Genomic DNA, 21,839 nt, shown 5'->3' on the forward strand with positions numbered 1-21,839 from the left:
CCGTCACCGCCGTCGCGGAGCCGCGCCGCCGGAGGTTGACGGGCCCTCGGCCCCGCCGACTCCGATGACGGGCCCCGCGCCTCGTGCACGCTTTACCGCATGTCACCCGTCACGGCAACTGGTCGGCGGAGCGCGCACCACTTGCGCGATCGGAGGGCTAGGCTCAGGCTCTGTACGTCATTCGGGCGACTCGGGGAGGTAGCGGGATGACGGAGGTACGGCGGACGGGCGCCGTCCCGGCCTCCCTCTGGGAGCGCGACGAGGAGGTCGCCACCATCACGCGCGCGGTCGACATCCTGTGCGCGGACCGCTCGTCCCCCGGCACCCTGCTGGAGGCCCGCGGCGAGGCCGGGGTGGGCAAGACGGCACTGCTCGCCGAGACCCGACGCATCGCCGAGGCCCGGGGCTGCACCGTCTGGTCGGCCCGCGGCGGCGAGACCCTCAGGTCCGTCCCCTTCAACGTGGTGCGCCAACTCCTCCAGCCCGCCCTGGTGTCCATGCTCCCCGAGGAGGCCCGCGACTACCTCGGCGACTGGTACGACATCGCCGGTCCCGCCCTCGGCATCGCGGACCCCGGCGAGCGGCAGGCCGACCCGCAGAACGTGTGCGACGGCCTGGTCGCCGCCGTCCGCCGGCTCGCCCGCCGGGAGTGGCCGCTGGTGCTGATGATCGACGACGCCCACTGGGCCGACCAGGAGACCCTGCGCTGGCTCGCCGCGCTCGCCGAACGGCTCGACGAGACCTCCGTCCTGGTCGTCATCGCCCGCCGCCCCGGCGACGTCAGCGGCGACAGCGCCCGCCACCTGGAGGCGGCCAGCGCCATGGGCCGTCCCCTCGCCCCGCTGAACGCCCTCACCCCGGACGCGACGGCCGGACTCACCCGCGCCACGCTCGGCCCGCACGCCGACGCCGCGTTCTGCCGCGAGGTGTGGGCCGTCACCGGCGGCAACCCCTACGAGACCGTCGAACTCCTCGCCAAGGTCCAGGACAGCGAACTCCAGCCCGTCGAGGCGGAGGCCGCCGAACTGCGGTCCCTGAACCGCTCCGCCCGCGGCAGCGGCCTCGTCGCCCGCCTGGAGCAACTCGGCGTCGACGCCACCCGGTTCGCCTGGGCGGCGGCCATCCTCGGCGGCGGCATCACCGTCGACATGGTCGCCACCCTCGACCGCGCCGACGCCGCCCGCTGCGCCGAACTGCTCCGGGGCGCCCGGATCCTGTCCGTGCCCGACACCGCCGGGCAACCGGGCGCGGACGAGCTGGAGTTCGTCCACCCGCTGATCGCCACCGCCGTCTACAACTCCATCCCCGGCGCCCTGCGCACCGCGATGCACGGCATAGCGGCCCAACTGGTCACCGACTCCGGACTCGGCGCCGCGGCGGCCTCCCGCCACCTGCTCAAGGTGTACCCCGACGACGATCAGGAGGTCGTCGCCCAGTTGCGCGAGGCCGCCCGCGAACACCTCGCCGTCGGAGCCCCCGACGCCGCCCGCCGCTGCCTCGAACGGGCGCTGCAGGAACCGCCGTTGCCCGAATCCCACGCCCTCGTGCTGTTCGAGCTGGGCTGCGCCACTCTCCTCACCGCGCCCTCCACCACCATCGGCCACCTGCGCACCGCGCTCGCCATGCCCGGGCTGGACGGCGAGCAGCGCGTGGACGCCGTCTTCCGGCTGTCACAGGCCCTGCTCCACAACGACCAGTTGGAGGAGGCCGTCCGCACCGTCGGGGCGGAGGCCGCCCGCACTCCCGACCCCTCCGCGCGACTGCGGCTCCAGGCCGCCCAGTACATGTGGGAGGGCATCCATGCGGGCGAGACCTCCTCGCCCCGCCGCTCCGCCCGCCTGGCCGAACTCGCCGCCACCTGCACCGGCCGGGACAACGCCGAGCGGGCCCTGCTCATCCTGCGCGGCTTCGACGCCATGACCCACGGCGAGAGCGCCGAAGAGGTCGTCGAACTGTGCGACCGCGCCCTCGTCAACGGCCGCCTCGCCCCCGGACTCGGCTGGACCGACACCGAATGGGGCCTGGAACTGCCCATGATGCTGGCCAGTTCCTACGCCTACGCCGACCGCCTCGACCGCGCCGAGGCCCTGTTCACCGAGGCCCTGCGCTCCTACGAGAGCGCCGGCTGGAGCGGCGGGCACCTCGCCCTCGCCCATGCCTACGTCGGCCTCGGCCACCGCAGGAGGGGCCGCCTCAGGGACGCCGAGCAGTCCCTGCGCGCCTCCCTGCGCATCGCCGAACGCGTGGGCCGCGGCCTGCCGTTGTACTGGTCGGCCACCTGCAACCTGGTCGACACCCTGCTCGCCCGCGGCCACGTCGAGGAGGCCCGCACCGTCGCCGACCAGTACGGCTTCGCGCCGCCGTACCCGTCGACGATCGTGCTGCCCGACCCCCGCACCGTGCGCGGGCGCCTGCTGCTCGCCACCGGCCGCACCAAGGAGGGCGTCAACGAACTGGAGGCCGCCGAGAAGGCGGCGGCGGCACGCGGCCGGCACAACCCGGTGGTGGTCCCCTGGGCGACCGAACTGGCCCGGGCGCTGGCCGCCGAGGACCCCGCCCGCGCCGCCCGGCTGGCCACCGACGCCCGCCGTCAGGCCGAGCGCTTCGGCACGGACACCGCCATAGGAGAGGCCCTGCGCTGCGCCGCCGCGCTGGGGACCGGACAGCGCGCGGTCCGGCTCGCCGCCCAGGCCGTCACCTACCTGGAGGCCTCGCCCTGCCAGTACGAGCACGCCGCCGCCCGCGTGGAGTACGGCATCGCGGCCCGCTCGGCGGCCGAGCTGAACCGGGGCATGGCCCTGGCCGACTCGTGCGGCGCCGACGGGCTCGTGGCCCGCGCCCGCGAGGCCCTGGCGGTCGTGCGGGCGGGCTGAGGCGCCGTCAGGACCCGCCGTGGCACGTCACCCGGCGGCGCCGTCCGTCTCCTCGGCCAGCACCCGCTGGGCCGTCGCGAACGCCGAGTTCGCGGCCGGCACCCCGCAGTACACCGCCGTCTGGAGCAGCACGGCGCCGATCTCGTCCGCCGACAGCCCGTTGCGCCGGGCCGCCCGCACATGCATGGCCAGTTCCTCGTAGTGCCCGTGCGCGACCAGCGCCGTCAGCGTGACCATGCTGCGCTCGCGCCGCGACAGCGTCTCGTCGGTCCAGATCTCGCCCCACGCGTAGCGCGAGATGAAGTCCTGGAAGCGGGCGGTGAACGGCGTCTGCCGCTCCTGCGCCCGGTCCACGTGCGCGTCGCCCAGCACCTCGCGCCGCACCGCCATGCCCCGCCCGGCGTCGCCGTCGAAGTGGGCCCGCAGCGCCGTCAGCACCGCCTGCGGCCGCTCGGCCGGCGCCAGGTGCGACGCCCCCGGGATCTCGGTCAGCGTCGCGCCCGGCACCGCGTCGGCCAGCTCCCGCAGGTGCGCGGGCGGCGTGGCCGGGTCCTCGCGCCCGGCGATCAGCAGCGTCGGCACGGAGATCTCCCCGACCCGGTCCCGCAGGTCGAAGGCGGCCAGCGCGTCGCAGCAGGCGGCGTACGCGGCCGGGACGGCCTCCCGGTGGTCCCGGACCAGCCGCGGCACGGTGAACCCGGGGGTGAACCACCGCGCGTCCGCGCTCCTGGCGAGCCGCGCCAGCCCCTCCTCGCGCACCTGCGCCGCCCGCTCCCGCCACGCCTTCGCGCCGTCGAAGTGCGCCGAGGAGCAGACGACCGCCAGCGACGACACGCGCTCGGGGTGGTGCACGGCCAGGTGCAGGCCCACCGCGCCGCCCAGGGACACCCCGGCGTGGGCGAACCGCTCCACGCCGAGCGAGTCGGCGAGCGCCAGCACCAGATCGGCCAGGTCCCCGACGGTGGCGCCGGGGCCGATCAGGTCCGCCCGCGAACCCCCGTGTCCCGGCAGGTCCCAGCGGATCACCCGGTGTCCGGCGGACAGCTCGGGCGCCACCGCGTCCCACAGCGCGTACGAGGTGCCCAGCGAGGGCCCGAGGAGCAGCGGGGGAGCGGAGGCGGGGCCTTCGGACAGGTGGTTGAGCAGGGTCGTCAACGTCGCTCCAGAGCACGGTCGGTGAGGGTGGCAGCGGCACCCGTGTAGCGGGCGGGGTCGGTGAGGGCGGCCAGGTCGAGGTCCCGCAACTCCGGTACTTCGGCGAGCAGTTCGCCCAGGTCGCGGTCCTCGGCGTAGGTGCGCGCGGCCAGTTCGGTGAGCAGTTCCTTGGCGCGGGCCCGCCCGAGCACCGGCGCCAGTCGGGCCGAGAGCCGCTCCGACACGATCAGCCCGTGGGTGAGACCGAGGTGCGCGCGCATCACGTCCGGGCGCACCCGCAGCCCCTCGGCCAGCTCCGCGGCGTCGCGGGCGGCACCGCCGGCCAGGCGCAGCAGGTCCCGCAGCGGCTCCCACTCGGCGTGCCAGGCCCCGGCCGGCCGCTCGTCCTCCGCGGCCAGCGAGCCGTACAGCGTGGCCGCGAGCTGCGGGGCGCGCCGGGCGGCCGCCGCGATCAGCGTGGACCGCACCGGGTTGGCCTTGTGCGGCATCGCCGACGAGCCGCCGCCGCTGCCCTCGGCGACCTCGCCGATCTCGGTGCGGGACAGGGTGAGCACGTCCACGGCGATCTTCCCGAGCGCCCCCGCGGCGAGGGCGAGGGCGCCGGCCAGGTCGGCGACCGGAGTGCGCAGCGTGTGCCAGGGCAACAGCGGTGCCACCAGGCCCAGTTCACGGGCGTACGCCGCCGGGAGTCCGACCGGGTCGGCGGCGCCGTACGCGCCGAAGGCCGCCAGGGTGCCCGCCGCACCGCCAAGTTGGACGGGAAGCGTGGCACGCACCGCCGTGATCCGGTCCCGCGCGTCCAGCACCAGCGAACGCCAGCCCGCCGCCTTCAGCCCGAAGGCCGTCGGCACGGCGTGCTGGGTGAGGGTCCGGCCCGGCATCGGCGTGTCCCGGTGCTCGGCGGCCAGCCGGGCCAGGGCCCGTTCCGTACGGGCGAGGTCGGGCAGCAGCAGGTCCAGGGTGCGGGCGGCGACCAGCATCGCGGCCGTGTCCAGGATGTCCTGGCTGGTCGCGCCCCGGTGCACGTACGGCCCGTAGGGCTCGCCGACCGCCTCGGTCAGGTCGGCCACCAGGGGGATGACCGGGTTCCCGCCGCCCCGGGCCCGCTCGGCCAGGGACTGCGCGTCGAAGGCGGCCGGGTCGGCGGCGGCCGCGCTCACCGCGTCCGCCGCCTCGGCGGGGGCGAGCCCCAGCGCGGCCTGGGCACGGGTCAGCGCCGCCTCGGCGTCGAGCAGGGCCCGCAGGTACGCGCGCTCGCCGGTCGCGGACGCGGCCGGCGAGCCAGCCCACCCGGGGGCGAGCAGGCTCGCGCCGGTGTCGGCGGGGTCGGCAGGTGATGTCACTGGAACTCCAGGAAGACCGTCTCGCCCTCGCCCTGAAGGCGGATGTCGAAACGGTACGTCCCGTGGCCCTCGTCCGCCGCGATCAGCGTGTCGCGGCGCCCGGCCGGCACCCGGGCCAGCAGCGGGTCGGCGGCGAGCGCCGCCTCGTCGCCCGGCAGATAGATCCGGGTGAACAGGTGCACGAGCAGCCCGCGCGCGAACACGCACACGCTCAGGTACGGGGCGCTTCGCCCGCGCGCCCCCGGCCGCAGTGTCCGCGCGTACCAGTGGCCGTTCGCATCGGTCTGGATGCGCCCGAAGCCGGTGAACTCCACGCCGTTGCGGCCCAGGAAGTCCCCGGAGGCCGGGTCGCGCCGCATCGAGCCGTCGGCGGTCGGCACCCGGCCCTCGGTGTCCGGGCCCCACAGTTCCACCAGGGCGTCCGGCAGCGGGTTGCCCTCGCCGTCGTGGACGTACCCGTGCACGGTGACCGTGTCCGGGTGCCCGGCGGGCGCGATGTCCTCGCCGCCGCGGAAGGGCAGCGCGTACCCGTAGAAGGGGCCGACGGTGTGCGACGGGGTGGGCAGCACCTGCTCCGGGCCGCTGGTGTCGATCTTCGTCATGGCGGGTCAGCGTCCTTCTTCGATCCAGGTGGCGTTCGGGCCGTCGAGCACGATGTCCCAGTGGTAGCCGAGCGAGAACTCCGGCACGGACAGGCTGTGGTCGTACGTCGCGATCAGCCGCCGGCGCGCCGCGTCGTCCGTCACCGACTGCAGGATCGGGTCGTACGGGAACAGCGGGTCGTTCGGGAAGTACATCTGGGTGACCAGGCGCTGCGTGAACGCCGAGCCGAACACGGAGAAGTGGATGTGCGCCGGACGCCAGGCGTTGACGTGGTTGCGCCACGGGTAGGGGCCGGGCTGCACGGTGGTGAAGCGGTAGAAGCCGTCGTCGTCGGCGAGGGTGCGGCCCACGCCGGTGAAGTTGGGGTCCAGCGGCGCGTCGTGCTGCTCGCGCTGGTGCGCGTACCGCCCGGCCGAGTTGGCCTGCCAGATCTCCACGAGCTGCCCGCGCACGGGCCGGCCGTTCCGGTCGAGGAGGCGCCCGGAGACGGTGATGCGCTCGCCGACCGGCTCCCCGGTGTGCTGCCGGGTCAGGTCGTTGTCGATCCCGGTGATGTCCCGCTCCCCGAAGGCGGGGGAGGACAGCTCCACCAGCTCCGGGTCCTGGGTGACGTCGATGGCGATCGGCGGCTGCTTCGGGTGGCGCAGCACCGAGGAGCGGTACGGGGCGTAGTCGCGGCGCGGGTGGTGCTCGACGGGGCCGCCGTCGGCGACCCGCTTCTGGTAGGCGGCGTGCTCGGCCGCGATCTCCGCGTCGATGTCGTGCTGGGTGAGAGTCATGGGATTCCCTGGGTGACTAGCGGTCGAGGACCAGGGCGAGACCCTGGCCGACGCCGATGCAGAGGGTGGCGACACCGGTGCCGCTCCCCTTGCGGGCCAACTGGTGGGCGACGGTGCCGGCGAGGCGCGCGCCGGAGGCGCCCAGGGGGTGGCCGAGGGCGATGGCGCCGCCCTGCGGATTGAGGACCGCCGGGTCGAACTCGGGCCACTCGGCGACGCAGCCGAGCACCTGGGCGGCGAAGGCCTCGTTGAGTTCGAGCACGTCCAGGTCGGCGAAGGTCCGGCCGGCCCTGGCGAGCGCGCGGTTCACGGCCTCGACCGGGGCGAGCCCGAAGTACTGCGGGTCGGTGGCCGAGACCCCGGTGGCCGAGACCCGGGCGAGCGGCTCGCGTCCCGTGGCCCGCAGGCCCTCCTCGTCGACCAGGAGCAGCGCGGCGGCACCGTCGTTGAGGGGAGAGGCGTTCCCGGCGGTCACCGTGCCGTCGGTCTTCCGGAAGGACGGCCTCAGCTTCGCCATCGCCTCCAGCGACGCGTCCGGGCGTACGCACTCGTCGGCGGCGAGGTCCACCGGGTCGCCCTTGCGGCGCGGCACCGGCACGGGTGCCAGTTCGGCGTCGAAGAGGCCGTCGGCCCGGGCGCGGGCGGCCTTGCGGTGGGAGGCGAGGGCGTACTCGTCCTGCTGCTCGCGGGAGATCCGGTGCTTGTCCGCGATCAGCTCCGCCGACTCGCCGAGCGGGATCGTCCACTGCGGGTCCATCGCCGGGTTGACCATGCGCCAGCCCAGGGTGGTCGAGTACATCTCGGTGTGGCCGGCGGGGAAGGGCCGGTCCGGCTTGGGCAGCACGTACGGCGCCCGGGTCATCGACTCCACGCCGCCCGCGAGCGCGACCGAGGCGTCGCCGACCGCGATCGCACGGGCCGCCTGGATCACCGCTTCGAGGCCGGAGGCGCACAGCCGGTTCACGGTGACGCCGGGGACGGTGGTGGGCAGGCCGGCCAGGAGGGCGGCCATGCGGGCGACGTTGCGGTTCTCCTCACCGGCGCCGTTGGCGTTGCCGAAGTACACGTCGTCGATCCGGGCGGGGTCCAGGCCGGGTGTGCGGCCGAGGAGTTCACGGATCGCGTGCGCGGCCAGGTCGTCCGGGCGTACGCCGGCCAGGCCTCCGCCGTACTTGCCGAACGGGGTGCGCACCGCGTCGACGATGTAGACGTCCTTCACTTCAGTCCCTCCGCGACGACGAGCTCGGCGTCGGTCCTGGCGACGACGTCGTCGACGCTCACGCCCGGTGCGGTCTCCACCAGGACCAGGCCGTCGGAGGTGACGTCGAGGACGCCGAGGTCGGTGATGACACGGTTCACACACGCCTTGCCGGTGAGCGGCAGCGCGCACTCCTGGAGGATCTTGGGGGAGCCGTCCTTGGCGGTGTGCGTCATGACCACGATGACGGTGCGGGCGCCGTGGACCAGGTCCATCGCGCCGCCGATCCCGGTGACCATCTTGCCGGGGACGGCCCAGTTGGCCAGGTCGCCCGCGGCGGAGACCTGCATCGCGCCGAGCACCGCCACGTCGATGTGCCCGCCGCGGATCATGCCGAAGGACAGGGCCGAGTCGAAGAAGGCGGCGCCCGGCCGGACCGTGACCGTCTCCTTGCCCGCGTTGATCAGGTCGGGGTCCACCTCGGCCTCGGTGGGGTACCGGCCGGTGCCCAGGATGCCGTTCTCCGACTCCAGGGTGACCTCGACGCCCTCGGGGAGGTGGTTCGGGATCAGGGTGGGCAGGCCGATGCCGAGATTGACGTACTGGCCGTCCGCCAGCTCCAGCGCGGCCCGGGCGGCCATCTCTTCACGCGTCCAGGCCATCAGGAAGTCACCGTCCGCTTCTCTATCTTCTTGTCGCCGGCCTGCTCCGGGGTGAGGGCCACGACCCGCTGGACGAAGATGCCCGGCAGATGCACGGCGTCCGGGTCGATCCCGCCGGGCTCGACCAGCTCCTCCACCTCGGCGATCGTCACCCGTCCGGCCATCGCGGCCAGCGGGTTGAAGTTGCGGGACGACTTCGCGAAGACCAGGTTGCCGTGCCGGTCGCCCTTGGCCGCGCGGACCAGCGCGAAGTCCGTGCGGATGCCGCGCTCCAGCACGTACTCCGTCCCGTCGAACTCGCGGACCTCCTTCGGCGGCGAGGCCAGCGCGACCCCGCCCGACCCGTCGTAGCGCCACGGCAGTCCGCCGTCGGCGACCTGGGTGCCGACCCCGGCGGGGGTGTAGAAGGCGGGGATGCCCGCGCCGCCGGCCCGCAGCCGCTCGGCCAGGGTGCCCTGGGGGATCATCTCCACCTCCAGCTCCCCGCCGAGGTACTGGCGCGCGAACTCCTTGTTGGCGCCGATGTAGGACCCGGTCACGCGGGCGATGCGCCCGGCGGCCAGCAGGACGGCCAGCCCGGAGTCCATCGCCCCGCAGTTGTTGGAGACCACCGACAGCCCGCCGGTCCCGCGCTCGTACAGCGCCTGGATCAGCACGTTCGGCACACCGCTCAGCCCGAAACCGCCCACCGCGAGCGACGCGCCGTCGGGCACGTCGGCCACCGCCTCACCGGCCGTGGCCACCACCTTGTCCATCCGAGAAGCCCCATCTCTTCCGCGCGCCCCGGGAACAGATAGTCAGGGCACTGAGCATTTCAGCGAGGTTTCCCACACGCTGCCATCGGACGGCTGGGGCGTCAAGACCCATAAAAACGCGAGGTAGATCGGGTGAGGCGTCGACGGATGACCGTCGCCCGGTCCCTGTATCGTCAGTGCGCCGATAAAAGTGACCACGGGAGTGTGCGCATGGCAGCGGTCGATCTGACCACCCACCCCGGCCATCTGGCCAGGCGGCTGCAGCAGGCCCACTACCTGCTGTGGAACACGATCGTCTCCGAGGAGACCACCTCGCCGCAGTACGCCGTCCTCAACGCCCTGGTCGCCGAGCCGGGGCTCGACCAGCGCACCGTGGGGGAGCGGGTGGGCCTGGACCGGTCCACCATCGCGGAGGTGGTCAGCCGGCTCGGCCGCCGCGGGCTGCTCGACAAGGTGCGCGACCCGCAGGACGGCCGCCGCTCCCTGCTCCGGCTCACGGACGAGGGCCTGCGGGTCCACCGCAGGCTGGGTGTGCGCGTGGCCCGGATGAACCAGGTCTTCCTCGCCCCGCTCGCCGCCGACGAGCAGGCGGTCTTCATCGGCCTGATGCGCCGGGTCGCGGACGCCGCGGAAGGGCTCCGCAACCCGGCCGAGCCGGCGACGGCGACCGGCTGAGCGGGGGCTCGCGGATCAGGACCCGCCCGTGAACACCACCCAGACCTGCCCCCGGGCGAAGTTCAGCGGCTCGCCGTCGGCGGAGGTGAAGGCCGTGCCGTCCTCGGCGGCCCCGCGCTTCCAGGTCGCGTCGTAGGCGCGTCCGTCGCGCAGCACCTCCGCCCGCCCGGAGCCCACCGACTCGACGTAGGGCGAGTTGCTGCCGCGGAAGTCCCGGAAGTCCGACTCGCGCACCTTCACGTGCTGCACCACGACCGTGGCCGGGGCCAGCCGGTCGCCGTCGGCCGTGCGCGCCGGGCTGCCGTCCATGGAGACCAGCCACCGGTCCCGGCTGCCGGACCAGGTGAAGGTGAAGCGCGCCGAGGGGTAGCGCACCGTGTGCGAGGACTCCTCCCGGCCGCCCGCGGGTGCCTTGCCGTAGGTGAACCCGGTGGTGAGGGCCGCGGCGCCCGACGGCTTCCGGAGCAGTTCGCCGGGGCGCAGGTAGAGGTTGTGGGGAGCCCGCCGGTCCGGCTCGCGGACCCAGGCCCCGGAGTCCTCGTCGGCCGGCTCCGCGCGCAGCGGCGCCTTGTCGATGAGCGGCAGCAGCTTGCTCTGCGCGCCGGAGAAGGCCAGGACCGGCCGGTCGAACTGGCGGAGCAGCTCCAGGTCGGACTCGCGGGCGCTGCGCACCGGCCCCACCGAGCCGGGCAGCTTGGTGGCGTAGATCCCCATCAGGCGGCTCAGCCCGGCCTCCACCGGCTCGGCGTAGACGACGTCCGCGTCCTCCAGGCCCGCCTGGGGGCGGGCGTCGCGCACGTTGTCGACCTTCACGGCGAGCACCGGTCCGGAGGCGGGGACCGCGCTGGGCGTGCGCTCCGCCGGTTCCGGGGGCCGCCCGTCGCCCTCCGTGCCGGGACCCGTCGTGCCCGGCCCCGCCGTGCAGCCCGCCGCGGCCAGCGAGACCGCCACCGCCGCCGTCAGCAGGGCGACGCGGCGCCTCCTGCGTGAGCTTCCGCTTCCTCTTCCGCTTCGCACACCGGCCATCCGTCCACCCATCCCGTTTCATCGATTGTGCGCTTCTTGAAGGATTTAGTGCCATACCTGAACGAATCCGATACGGCACACGGAACGAGGCAGATAATCCGCTGTTCGGCCGAAACGATCGCCGGGTTCGGTGACGGACGCCCCGGGGTACCCGGCCGCCACGCAGAGACCGACGCGCACGGCGACGGAGGGAGCGCGGGGCGATGAAGGCAGTGACATGGCAGGGCAAGCGGGACGTGCGGGTCGAGGACGTGCCGGACCCCAGGATCGAGGAGCCGACCGACGCGGTCATCCGCGTCACCTCGTCCGGACTGTGCGGCTCCGACCTGCACCTCTACGAGGTGCTCACGCCGTTCATGACACCGGGCGACATCCTCGGGCACGAGCCGATGGGCATCGTCGAGGAGGTCGGTGCGGAGGTGACCGGCCTGAGGCCCGGCGACCGGGTCGTGGTCCCGTTCCAGATCGCGTGCGGACACTGCTACATGTGCGGCACCGGACTGCCGACCCAGTGCGAGACCACCCAGGTCACCGGCGAGGGGATGGGCGCCCCGCTGTTCGGCTACACCCGCCTGTACGGCGCCGTCCCCGGCGGCCAGGCGGAGTACCTGCGCGTGCCGCAGGCCCAGTTCGGCCCGATCAAGGTCCCCGAGGGCCCGGCCGACGACCGCTTCGTCTACCTCTCCGACGTGCTGCCCACCGCCTGGCAGGCGGTCGAGTACGCCGCCGTACCGCAGGGCGGCAGCCTCGCCGTGCTCGGCCTCGGCCCGATCGGCGACATGGCCTGCCGGATCGCCCGGCTCAAGGGCGTCGAGACCGTCTTCGGCGTCGACCTCGTGCCGGAGCGGCTGGAGCGGGCCCGGGCGCGGGGCGTGGAGACGTTCGACCTGCGGTCCTTCGACAACGAGAAGGAGCTGGTCGCCGCGGTCCAGGACCGGACGGGCGGCCGCGGCCCCGACGCGGTGATCGACGCGGTCGGCACCGAGGCGCACGGCGGTGCCGTGGCCAAGCTGGTGCAGCAGGCCGCCGCGGTGATGCCCCGGGCCATCGGCAGCCCGCTGGCGGAGCGGTTCAGCGTGGACCGGCTCGCCGCCCTGTACACGGCGATCGACCTGGTGCGCCGCGGCGGCACCATCTCGCTGTCCGGCGTGTACGGCGGCATGGCCGACCCGATGCCGATGCTCACCATGTTCGACAAGCAGATCCAGCTCCGCATGGGCCAGGCCAACGTGCGCCGCTGGAGCGACGAGATCGTCCCGCACCTGACCGACGAGGACCCCCTCGGCGTCGACGGCTTCGCCACGCACCGGGTGCCGCTGGCGAACGCGCCGCAGGCGTACGAGATGTTCCAGAAGAAGCGGGACGGCGCGGTCAAGGTCCTGATGAAGCCGTAGGCGCGGGACCCGGAGTGCGTCAGGGCCCGCCCAGGATCTCCGTCAGGTTGTAGCGGACCGGCTCCTCCAGTTGCGCGTAGGTGCAGCTCTCGGGGCTCCGGTCCGGGCGCCAGCGGCGGAAGCGGGCCGTGTGCCGGAAGCGCGCCCCGTTCTCCATGTGGTCGTACGCGACCTCGACGACGCGCTCGGGGCGCAGCGGCACCCAGGACAGGTCCTTCTTGCCGGACCAGCGGCTGGGGGCGCCCGGCAGCCGCGCCGACTCGTGGGCGGCCTCCTCGGCCCACCTGGCCCACGGATGGCCGCTCGCGTCGTCCATGCGCAGCGGCTCCAGCTCCTCCACCAGCTCGGCCCGGCGCTTCATGGTGAAGGCCGCGCACACCCCCACGTGCTGGAGCACACCCCGGTCGTCGTACAGCCCGAGCAGCAGCGAGCCGACCACGGGCCCGCTCTTGTGCAAGCGGTACCCGGCGACGACCACGTCCGCCGTACGTTCGTGCTTGATCTTGAACATGGCCCGCTCGTCCTGCCGGTAGCGCAGGTCCAGCGGCTTGGCGACGACGCCGTCCAGCCCCGCCCCCTCGTACTGCTCGAACCACCGCCGGGCCACCTCGATGTCGTCCGTCGCCGGCGCCACGTGCACCGGGGGCGTCACCCCGGACAGCGCCCGCTCCAGCAGCGCCCGCCGGTCGGCCATCCCCACGTCGAGCAGGGACGCGTCGTCCAGCGCCAGCAGGTCGAAGGCGACCAGCGAGGCCGGGGTGCGCTCCGCCAGCATGCGCACCCGGGAGTCGGCCGGATGGATCCGCTCGGTCAGCGCGTCGAAGTCCAGGTGCCCGTCCCGCGCGATCACGATCTCCCCGTCCACCACGCACCGCCCGGGCAACCGCTCCCGCACCGCCGCCACCAGCTCCGGAAAGTACCTGGTCAACGGCTTGCCCGTCCGGCTCCCCAGCTCCACCTCGGCCCCGTCCCGGAACACGATCGCCCGAAAGCCGTCCCACTTCGCCTCGTAGTGCATCCCCGGCGGGATCTTCGCCACGGACTTGGCGAGCATCGGCTTCACGGGCGGCATGACGGGGAGGTCCATGGTCCGATTCTGTACGCCCTTGACCCCGTACGCCTGATATGCGAAGCCGTCGCGCTGCGCCTACCGTGGCTCGCATGGCGGAAGCGGTGGAACTGGAGGCGGGCGGGCGGGCCGTGCGGCTGTCCAGCCCGGGCAAGGTGTTCTTCCCGGAGGACGGCTACACCAAGCTCGACGTGGCGCGGTACTACCAGGCCGTCGCCCCCGGCATCCTGCGCGCCCTGCGCGACCGGCCCACCACGCTCCAGCGCTACCCCGACGGCATCACCGGCGAGTGGTTCTACCAGAAGCGCGCGCCCAAGGGGATGCCCGACTGGATCCCCACCGCGCACATCACCTTCCCCAGCGGACGCAGCGCCGACGAGATGTGCCCCACCGAGGAGGCGGCCGTGCTGTGGGCCGCCCAGTACGGCACCCTCACCTTCCACCCCTGGCCGGTGCGCCGCGACGACGTCGACCACCCCGACGAACTGCGCATCGACCTCGACCCGCAGCCCGGCACCGACTACGACGACGCGGCCCGCGCCGCCCACGAACTGCGCGCGGTTCTGGAAGAGTTCGGCGGCCTGCGGGGCTGGCCCAAGACTTCCGGCGGACGCGGCATCCACGTCTTCGTGCCGATCGAGCCGCGCTGGACCTTCACCCAGGTGCGGCGCGCCGCCATCGCCGTCGGCCGGGAGATGGAACGGCGGATGCCCGAACGGGTCACCATCAAGTGGTGGAAGGAGGAGCGCGGCGAGCGCATCTTCATCGACTACAACCAGACCGCCCGCGACCGCACCATCGCCTCCGCCTACTCCGTGCGCCCCCGCCCGGGCGCGCCCGTCTCCGCACCGCTGACCTGGGACGAGGTGGGCGTGGCGCACCCGCGGGACTTCGACATCACGACCATGCCCGCGCGCTTCGCCGAACTCGGCGACGTGCACGCGGGCATGGACGGGACGAGGCACTCCCTCGACGCGCTGCTGGAGCTGGCGACGAAGGACGAGCACGACCACGGGCTCGGTGATCTGCCGTACCCGCCCGAGTATCCGAAGATGCCGGGCGAGCCGAGCCGGGTCCAGCCCAGCCGGGCCAGGAAGAGGACTCCCGGCCCGGACTGAGCCACAACGGTCAGGGACCTACAGGTCCTTGATCCGGACGTCGCGGTACGAGACCACGTCCGACGTGCTGTGCACCTGCAGTCCGACGTAGCCGGAGGCGAACCGCCGCCCGTCCGTGCCCGGGTCGTCCGAGCGCTCGGGGTAGAAGGTCTGGCCGCCGAAGTTGTCGAACTCGTTGATCAGCACGCCGTTGCGGTAGATCGAGTAGTGCTGGTCCACCACCCGGATCTCGTAGTCGTTCCAGGTGCCCTTCTCCGTCACGCCCGCGCCGGCCAGGCCGACCCGGTCGAAGCCGTAGAGGGAACCCGTCTTGTACATGTCGCCGGTCGGGCTGTCGAACACCTGCACCTCGTGCCCGTACTTGATGGCGACCCACTCCGGCCGCGACTCCTCCGGGTGGTCGTGCACCTGCGGGAAGCGCACGAAGACGCCGCCGTTGGTGTTGGCCGTGCCCGGCGCGTCGTCGCGCCACTGGAGCTTCAGCGAGAAGTCGCCGTACTTGCGCTCGGGGAACCAGAGCATGCCCATGCCGGGCGTGCTCGTGCTGGAGGTGATCGACCCGTCCGCGTTCAGCGCGAACGAACCGCCGCCCACCTGCTCCCACTTGGCGAAGGACGCCTGGCTGCCGTCCATGATCGTGCGGTAGCCCTCGGTCTGGCCGGGCAGCCCGATCTTCGACTGCTTGGCGGCCGTGTTGATCGCCTTGACCTCACGCCGGTCGACGACCCCCTCGGCCCGCAGCGCGTCCAGGACGTTCCCGACGTGCTTGAGGAACAGCGCCTGGGACGTCCACTCCTTCTCGTCCTCGATCAACTCGTTGATCCGGCACCGGTTGTTGGTGACCCGGTTCGGCACCCCCGAGTCGACCGTGCCGACGATCACCGTGAGGCGTTCGTCGTACTCGGGGCAGGGCGGTGCCGGCACCCCGCCGGCCACCACCGTGAAGCTCACGGTCAGCGGCTCGGAGGTGTTGCCCGCCTTGTCGCTCGCCCGGTACGCCACGGTGTGCCGGCCCACCCGGTCCACGATCACCGGGCCGGTGTACGCCAGGTAGGGACCGGCGTCCAGCGAGTACTCCACGCCGGCGACGCCGGAACCGCCCTCGTCCGTGGCGTTCACGGTCACCTTCGCACTGCCGACGTAGGCGCCGTCGGAGTTCCGGGAGCCGTCCACGGTCGCGCCGGTCACCGGCGGGGTGGTGTCCTGCGGGGGAGCGGCGACCACGGTGAAGGCCACGCTCTTCTCGGCCGCGACGTTGCCCGCCTTGTCGGTGGCCCGGTAGCGCACGGTGTGCTCGCCGACCTGGTGCACCATGACCGGCGCCGTGTACGCCGTCCAGGCGCCGTCGCCGACCGCGTACTCGATGGTGTTGACGCCGGAACCGGTGTCGGAGGCGGTGACGGTCACCGTCGCCATGTCGATGTAGGCGCCGTCCGCGTTCTTCTCGCCGCTGACCGTCGCCGAGGTCTCCGGCGCGGTCGTGTCGTCGGTGTCCGGCGCGGCCACGGCGAACGTGACGCTCTTCTCCTCGGCGGCGTTGCCCGCCTTGTCGAACGCCCGGTAGCGCACCGTGTGTTCGCCGACCTGGTCGACGACGACCGGCGTGGTGTACGGCTGCCAGGCACCGTCGGCCCCGATCGCGTACTCGATCCGCTCGACGCCGGAGCCGCCCGCGTCGGTGGCGGCGAGCGTCACGGTCGCGCTGCCGACGTAGGCGCCGTCGGCGTTCTGCGTGCCGCCCACCTCGGCCGAGGTCTCCGGCGCCGTGGTGTCCTCGCCGCCGCCGCCCTCGGTCACCACGAGCACGCCCGTCATCTGGCCGTGGCCCGGGATCGTGCAGTGGTACATGTACCTGCCGGGGCTGAGCGTGACCTCGGCGGTGTGCTTGCCTCCCTGGTCGTCGTTCGGGTTGGCCAGGATGTTGAGCTGCACGTCCTGGTTGTACTCGGGATCGCTGGTCATGAACGTCAGCGTGTGCGGCATGCCGGTGGTGTTGCCGGTGGCCTCGCTGTTCTCGAAGACGATCGTGGCCGGTCCGGCCACCGCCGTCTCGGGCGCCGACGTGTACTTGGTGATGTCGTCGCCCGCCGTCCAGGTCAGCACCTGGTCGGCCGCCGCCGCGGCGGGCGCCGCCGCAGGCTGTCCGGAGGCGGACGTCGCCTGCAGTCCGAGCACCATCAGCAGGCCGGCCAGCAGCGCGGCCCACATTCTTCGTTGGCGTATCACTCGGTCCCCCTCGCCAGCTGTCCGGCGGCCGGCGTCGGGCCGCCGCCCTCGTAGGTGACCCTCCACAGCGCCGACTTGGAGTCCGAGGTGAAGAAGCCGCGCCCGTAGTCCAGGACGTACAGCGCGCCGTCCGGGCCGAACTTCCAGCCCATCAGGTTCTTGATGCCGTCGTTGCCGACCGGCACGATCTTCTTCAGGGACTCCGCGTGCACCGGCAGACCGCCGTCGCCCTGTGTCTTCGGGTCCATCAGCACCGCGTTGCGCGGCTGGTCGGCGTCGTAGAAGTCACCGACGAACCACTTGCCGTCCCAGTACGCCGGCCACTTGGTGGCGCTGGCGCTGCCGGCGTCGTAGCGGTAGACCGGGCCGTTCATCGCGGCCTGGCCGCCGCCCTTGAGCCAGGGCAGCCGGTAGACGGCCTCGTCCTGCTTGTACGACGGGACGCCGTTCTCGTCGCGTGGGAAGTCCGGGCCGCCGCCCTGCGGCGAGTACCAGATGTTGTTGCCGGTCACCGGCGGCAGGTTGACCAGGCCGTCGTTGTTCGGCGACTCGTTCTTCGGGTGGTCGCAGTCGTACCAGCCCAGCGGCTTCGACGGGTCCGGCAGGTTCCGGTCCCGGTAGGGCTGCTTGTTGCCCATGCAGTACGGCCAGCCGCGGTTGCTCGCCTTGGTGATGGTGGCGAACGTGTCGTACTTGGCCGGACCCCACGTCGTCGAGGGGGCGCCGGCGTCCGGGCCGACCCAGCCCGCGTACAGGGTGTCGGTCTTCTGGTCGACCGAGATGCGCGCCGGGTTGCGCACGCCCATCACGTAGATCTCGCCGCGCGTCTTGCCACCGCCCTCGGCGGTCTCCTTGCCGGTGAAGAGGTTGCCCTCCGGGAGCGTGTACGTCCCGTCCGGCTCCGGGTGGATGCGCAGGATCTTGCCGTTGAGGTTGTTGGTGTTGCCGGCGGTGCGGCGCGCGTCCGCGAAGGACACGCCCTTGAAGTTGGGCTCCGGGTTGTTGCCGGAGTAACCGTCGCTGAAGCCACTGGAGTTGTTGTCACCGGTGGCGATGTACAGGTTCCCCTTGGAGTCCCAGGCCATCCCGCCGCCCGCGTGGCAGCAGCTGTGGATCTGCACCGGCCACTTCAGCAGCACCTTCTCGCTGCCCAGGTCCAGCTTGTTCGTGGCCCGGTCGAGCGTGAAGCGGGAGACCCGCCGCTCGGCCATGTGCGTGTCCCGGTTGATCTGCGAGTGCGGCGTGTAGTGCAGGTACACCCACCCGTTCTCCTCGAACCGCGGGTCCAGCTCGATGCCGAGCAGGCCCTCCTCGACCTTGACCAGCTCGTCGCCGCCGCCCTTGTTGCCGAAGACGGTCAGCTCACCGGCGAGGGTGACCTTGTCGGTCTTCGGGTCCCAGACGTGGACCTGGCCCGTGCCCTTGCCGACGTTCGGGTCGTTCCAGTCGGTCACCACCGGCCGGGAGGAGTCCGCGCCGCCGCGGCCGATGTAGAAGACGCGGCCGTCGGGGGCGGTGACCAGGCCGTGCGGTTCGCCGATCTGGTCGTTCTGGCCGGGCTGGTTGGGGTCGGTGAGCCGCTCGGCCTTGTAGTTGGCGGTGATGGTCGCCTTGCAGTCGGCCTGCGAGAGCCGCGTCGTCCACATCAGGGCGCCGCGCAGGTGGGTGCGGAAGTCGGCCTCGTCGTACGACGACACCGTGCCGCCCATGCCGGTGTAGAAGGACCGGCCGCCGTCGTAGTCGCGGCACCAACTGATCGGATGGTCCGCCCCGTTGGCACTCGTGCCCGGCGCGTACGTCGACTCGCGCACCCGGGCCACGGTGTGGACGTCGCCGGACGGGTTCTCCTTCCAGTTCAGCCACTGGTCGGGGCGCTTCCACTCCAGCGGCAGGTCCTTGGTGGCCGGATGCCGCCGGTCGCCGACCTCGACCGTGGCCCGCTGGACCTGCGTCGGACTGCCGGCGGCCGGACGGGCGCCGACCAGACCGGTGAACCAGTCCGAGTACGGCTCCGCGCGGGCCGCGTCGTGGACGCCGAGGAACCCGCCCCCGGCCTCCATGTAGGCCTCCAGACCGGCCTCCTGGGCGGGCGTCAGCACGTCGCCGCCGCCGGTCAGGAACACGACCGCGTTGAACCGGCCGAGCTTCGTCTCGTTGGTGAAGACGTTGGCGTTGTCCGTGGCCTCGACCGCGAACCGCTCCTCGGCCGGGCCGGAGAGCCCGATCCGCTCGATGGCGGCGATACCGGCGTTGACGACCGGCGACTCCTCACCGGCCGCGGCGGACCCGTAGAAGATCAGCACCCGTACGTTGGCGCCGCCCGGGGGCGACTTGATCGACATCGTTGTCAGAGATGGGTCCGGCGCCGGACGTGCGCTGGCGGCAGGGCCGGCCAGCAGTCCCGCGGCGACGAAAGCGGCGGTGGCGCACGCCGCCCAGCCTCTTCTTCTCGCGCTCAACCCTCTTAAGGGCATGGGCACCTCCTCGGTCACGGCAGCAGCGCCATGGAAGCTAGACCTCTTTGCGCGATACGCCAATAGGTATGACCGGGATCGAACGAACTTTGTCCTGAGTGTGGATAAACGCGGCGGCAACCGGTACGGTCCCACAGGTTCGTCACAGCCCATCAGTTCCGGGGCTGCTCAGTTCCCGGGTCTGCGCACCTTCCGTAACGGCGTGGGGAGTTCGGCATGGACAGGCGAGGCTTCAACCGACGCGTACTGCTGGGCGGCGCGGTCGCCGCGACATCGTTGTCCATCGCACCGGAGGCCGTGGGCGCGCCGTCCGCGGCCGAGGCGACCACCGCGGGGACGGCGCCGGCCGGTGGCGAGGTGAGACACATCAAGATGTACGCCGAGAAGCTGCCCGACGGTCAGATGGGCTACGGCCTCGAGAAGGGCAAGGCATCCGTCCCCGGTCCGCTGATCGAGCTGAACGAGGGCGACACGCTGCACATCGAGTTCACCAACACGATGGACGTGCGGGCCAGTCTGCACGTCCACGGCCTGGACTACGAGATCTCCAGCGACGGCACCGCGATGAACAAGAGCGACGTCGAACCGGGCGGCACCCGCACCTACACCTGGCGCACCCACAAGCCCGGGCGTCGCAGCGACGGCACCTGGCGGCCGGGCAGCGCGGGCTACTGGCACTACCACGACCACGTGGTCGGCACCGAACACGGCACCGGCGGCATCCGCAAGGGCCTCTACGGCCCGGTGATCGTGCGCCGCAAGGGCGACCTGCTGCCGGACGCCACGCACACGATCGTCTTCAACGACATGACCATCAACAACCGCGCCCCCCACACCGGTCCCGACTTCGAGGCCACCGTGGGCGACCGCGTCGAGATCGTCATGATCACCCACGGCGAGTACTACCACACCTTCCACATGCACGGTCACCGCTGGGCGGACAACCGCACGGGCATCCTCACCGGCCCCGACGACCCCTCCCGGGTGATCGACAACAAGATCACCGGCCCCGCGGACTCCTTCGGCTTCCAGATCATCGCGGGGGAGGGGGTCGGCGCCGGGGCGTGGATGTACCACTGCCACGTGCAGAGCCACTCCGACATGGGAATGGTGGGCCTGTTCCTGGTGAAGAAGCCGGACGGCACCATCCCGGGCTACGACCCGCACGCCCACGGCGGCACGGCGGCCAAGAGCGCGGCGCCGTCCGGCGAGGCACCGGCGCGGGACGACGAGCACGGGCACGAGCACTGAACCGGGGCCGGACCCACGGCCCGGCCCGGCCCCGCACCGGCGCCCTCCCCGCCCCGGGCACGCCCCCTTCCCCCCGACGGCCGGCCGCTATCCTGAGCCGCAGCCGCCGAGGAGGAGTGCTCGTGACCCAGACCGCGCCGCGCCCCACGCTGGAGGCCGTGGCCGAGCGCGCCGGGGTCTCGCGGGCCACCGTGTCCCGCGTGGTCAACGGCGCCCACGGGGTGCGGGAGGCGCTGGCCGAGCGGGTCCGGCGCGCGGTGGAGGAGCTGGGGTACGTGCCCAACCAGGCCGCCCGCTCCCTGGTGACCCGGCGGCACCAGGCCGTCGCCGTCGTCGCCGCCGAACCGGAGACGCGGGTCTTCGCCGACCCCTACTTCGCCCAGCAACTGCGCGGCATCAGCAAGGAACTGACCGCCCACGACAATCAGCTCGTGCTGCTGCTCACCGAGGGCCGCGAGGACCACGCCCGTGTCGGCCGCTACCTGGCCGGCGGGCACGTCGACGGCGCCCTCGTCTTCTCGCTGCACCTGGACGACCCGCTGCCCGCCCTGGTCCGCGGCGCCGGCCTGCCCACCGTCTTCGGCGGGCGCCCGGGCTGGGACGAGGGGCGGGACGACGTGGTCTACGTGGACAGCGACAACCGCGGCGGCGCCCGTTCGGCCGTCCGCCACCTGGCCGGGCTCGGCCGCACCCGCGTCGCCCACATCACCGGCCCGCTCGACCAGACCTCGGCGGCCGACCGGCTGGCGGGCTTCCGCGACGTCCGGCCCGACACCGACCCGGCGCTGGTCGCGCGGGGCGACTTCACCTCGGGCGGCGGGGAGCGGGCGATGCGGGAACTGCTCGACCGGTGCCCCGGCCTGGACGCCGTGTTCGCGGCCAACGACCTCACGGCGGCGGGCGCCCTGCGGGTGCTGCGCGAACGCGGGCTGCGCGTGCCGGACGACGTGGCCGTCGTGGGCTTCGACGACATGCTGCCCGTCGCCGAGGAGAGCGACCCGCCGCTGACCACCGTGCGCCAGGACATCGAGGGCATGGGACGGCTGATGGCCCGCCTGCTCCTGCGCGGCCTGGACGGCGAGGCACCCGAAGCCGCCGACGGGGCTTCCGTCCCGGCCGCGTCCGGCGTGATCCTGCCGACCACCCTGGTGCGCCGCGCCACGGCCTGAGCGGCCGGCGCCGTCCCGACCGCGGCCACCGGCCCGGATCCGCGCCGCGCCTGGGTGTGCGGGCATCTG

Annotated in this window: 17 protein-coding genes; 6 read left to right on the forward strand and 11 right to left on the reverse strand. The window is 73.1% G+C overall.

Annotated features, from left to right (window positions below; genetic code table 11):
- The first annotated feature begins 206 nt into the window (after window positions 1-206).
- The gene (locus tag Sdi02f_RS02030) at window positions 207-2,873 is read left to right on the forward strand and encodes an ATP-binding protein (RefSeq protein ID WP_108932593.1); all 2,667 of its coding nucleotides are present in this window, start codon (window positions 207-209) and stop codon (window positions 2,871-2,873) included.
- Window positions 2,874-2,900: 27 nt separating this feature from the next.
- Here the strand turns inward: Sdi02f_RS02030 and pcaDC are convergent, their stop codons facing one another.
- From pcaDC to Sdi02f_RS02065, 7 genes are read right to left on the reverse strand one after another with little or no spacing between them, the layout of a single operon-like run.
- On the reverse strand, window positions 2,901-4,028 hold the full coding sequence (gene pcaDC, locus Sdi02f_RS02035; RefSeq protein WP_108932594.1) for a bifunctional 3-oxoadipate enol-lactonase/4-carboxymuconolactone decarboxylase PcaDC: 1,128 nt from the start codon (window positions 4,026-4,028) through the stop codon (window positions 2,901-2,903).
- Window positions 4,025-5,371 carry a 3-carboxy-cis,cis-muconate cycloisomerase gene (pcaB, locus tag Sdi02f_RS02040; protein WP_030404033.1) on the reverse strand — a complete coding sequence of 449 codons (1,347 nt, stop codon included), beginning with the start codon at window positions 5,369-5,371 and terminating at the stop codon, window positions 4,025-4,027. Before pcaB ends, pcaDC begins: the two co-directional genes overlap by 4 nt.
- Complete coding sequence (gene pcaG, locus Sdi02f_RS02045; protein WP_030404034.1) at window positions 5,368-5,973, reverse strand: protocatechuate 3,4-dioxygenase subunit alpha; 606 nt, start codon at window positions 5,971-5,973, stop codon at window positions 5,368-5,370. Before pcaG ends, pcaB begins: the two co-directional genes overlap by 4 nt.
- 6 nt (window positions 5,974-5,979) lie before the next feature.
- Entirely contained in the window at window positions 5,980-6,753 is a 774-nt protein-coding gene (gene pcaH / locus Sdi02f_RS02050; RefSeq protein WP_108932595.1) for a protocatechuate 3,4-dioxygenase subunit beta, read from the reverse strand.
- Window positions 6,754-6,769: 16 nt separating this feature from the next.
- The gene (locus Sdi02f_RS02055; protein WP_108932596.1) at window positions 6,770-7,972 is read right to left on the reverse strand and encodes a thiolase family protein; all 1,203 of its coding nucleotides are present in this window, start codon (window positions 7,970-7,972) and stop codon (window positions 6,770-6,772) included.
- A complete protein-coding gene (locus tag Sdi02f_RS02060; RefSeq protein ID WP_030404037.1) occupies window positions 7,969-8,613 on the reverse strand; it encodes a CoA transferase subunit B in 645 nt (214 codons plus the stop codon). Before Sdi02f_RS02060 ends, Sdi02f_RS02055 begins: the two co-directional genes overlap by 4 nt.
- Window positions 8,613-9,368, reverse strand: coding sequence for a CoA transferase subunit A (locus tag Sdi02f_RS02065; RefSeq protein WP_030404038.1), 756 nt, complete (start codon window positions 9,366-9,368; stop codon window positions 8,613-8,615). The genes Sdi02f_RS02060 and Sdi02f_RS02065 overlap by 1 nt, the downstream gene beginning before the upstream one ends.
- A 210-nt stretch (window positions 9,369-9,578) precedes the next feature.
- On the opposite strand from Sdi02f_RS02065, the gene Sdi02f_RS02070 reads away from it, so the two are divergent.
- Window positions 9,579-10,043: a MarR family winged helix-turn-helix transcriptional regulator gene (locus Sdi02f_RS02070; protein ID WP_031086536.1), complete on the forward strand. Its 465-nt coding sequence runs from the start codon at window positions 9,579-9,581 to the stop codon at window positions 10,041-10,043.
- Window positions 10,044-10,058: 15 nt separating this feature from the next.
- Here Sdi02f_RS02070 and Sdi02f_RS02075 read toward each other — a convergent pair whose 3' ends face one another.
- The gene (locus Sdi02f_RS02075; protein WP_051783650.1) at window positions 10,059-11,069 is read right to left on the reverse strand and encodes a DUF3048 domain-containing protein; all 1,011 of its coding nucleotides are present in this window, start codon (window positions 11,067-11,069) and stop codon (window positions 10,059-10,061) included.
- Window positions 11,070-11,272: 203 nt separating this feature from the next.
- Between Sdi02f_RS02075 and Sdi02f_RS02080 the strand changes: the two genes are divergently transcribed.
- Window positions 11,273-12,463 (forward strand): zinc-dependent alcohol dehydrogenase, encoded by a 1,191-nt coding sequence (locus tag Sdi02f_RS02080; protein ID WP_030404041.1) that lies wholly within the window; start codon window positions 11,273-11,275, stop codon window positions 12,461-12,463.
- Between the two features lie 19 nt (window positions 12,464-12,482).
- On the opposite strand, the gene Sdi02f_RS02085 is transcribed toward Sdi02f_RS02080, so the two are convergent.
- Window positions 12,483-13,550 (reverse strand): ATP-dependent DNA ligase, encoded by a 1,068-nt coding sequence (locus tag Sdi02f_RS02085; protein ID WP_108932597.1) that lies wholly within the window; start codon window positions 13,548-13,550, stop codon window positions 12,483-12,485.
- Window positions 13,551-13,624: 74 nt separating this feature from the next.
- On the opposite strand from Sdi02f_RS02085, the gene ligD reads away from it, so the two are divergent.
- Window positions 13,625-14,650 (forward strand): non-homologous end-joining DNA ligase, encoded by a 1,026-nt coding sequence (gene ligD / locus Sdi02f_RS02090; protein ID WP_030404043.1) that lies wholly within the window; start codon window positions 13,625-13,627, stop codon window positions 14,648-14,650.
- Window positions 14,651-14,668: 18 nt separating this feature from the next.
- Here ligD and Sdi02f_RS02095 read toward each other — a convergent pair whose 3' ends face one another.
- Both Sdi02f_RS02095 and Sdi02f_RS02100 read right to left on the reverse strand, forming a co-directional pair.
- Window positions 14,669-16,858, reverse strand: coding sequence for an OmpL47-type beta-barrel domain-containing protein (locus Sdi02f_RS02095; protein ID WP_031086540.1), 2,190 nt, complete (start codon window positions 16,856-16,858; stop codon window positions 14,669-14,671).
- 14 nt (window positions 16,859-16,872) lie between these two features.
- Window positions 16,873-19,350 (reverse strand): ThuA domain-containing protein, encoded by a 2,478-nt coding sequence (locus Sdi02f_RS02100; RefSeq protein WP_174843296.1) that lies wholly within the window; start codon window positions 19,348-19,350, stop codon window positions 16,873-16,875.
- A 216-nt stretch (window positions 19,351-19,566) separates the two neighbouring features.
- On the opposite strand from Sdi02f_RS02100, the gene Sdi02f_RS02105 reads away from it, so the two are divergent.
- Together Sdi02f_RS02105 and Sdi02f_RS02110 are read left to right on the forward strand one after the other, a co-directional pair.
- The gene (locus Sdi02f_RS02105; protein WP_108932598.1) at window positions 19,567-20,601 is read left to right on the forward strand and encodes a multicopper oxidase domain-containing protein; all 1,035 of its coding nucleotides are present in this window, start codon (window positions 19,567-19,569) and stop codon (window positions 20,599-20,601) included.
- A 122-nt stretch (window positions 20,602-20,723) separates the two neighbouring features.
- The gene (locus Sdi02f_RS02110) at window positions 20,724-21,770 is read left to right on the forward strand and encodes a LacI family DNA-binding transcriptional regulator (RefSeq protein ID WP_053664456.1); all 1,047 of its coding nucleotides are present in this window, start codon (window positions 20,724-20,726) and stop codon (window positions 21,768-21,770) included.
- Window positions 21,771-21,839 lie beyond the last annotated feature (69 nt).

Origin of the sequence: Streptomyces ardesiacus (genome assembly GCF_003112575.1) — a bacterium.
GTDB classification, from domain to species: domain Bacteria; phylum Actinomycetota; class Actinomycetes; order Streptomycetales; family Streptomycetaceae; genus Streptomyces; species Streptomyces ardesiacus.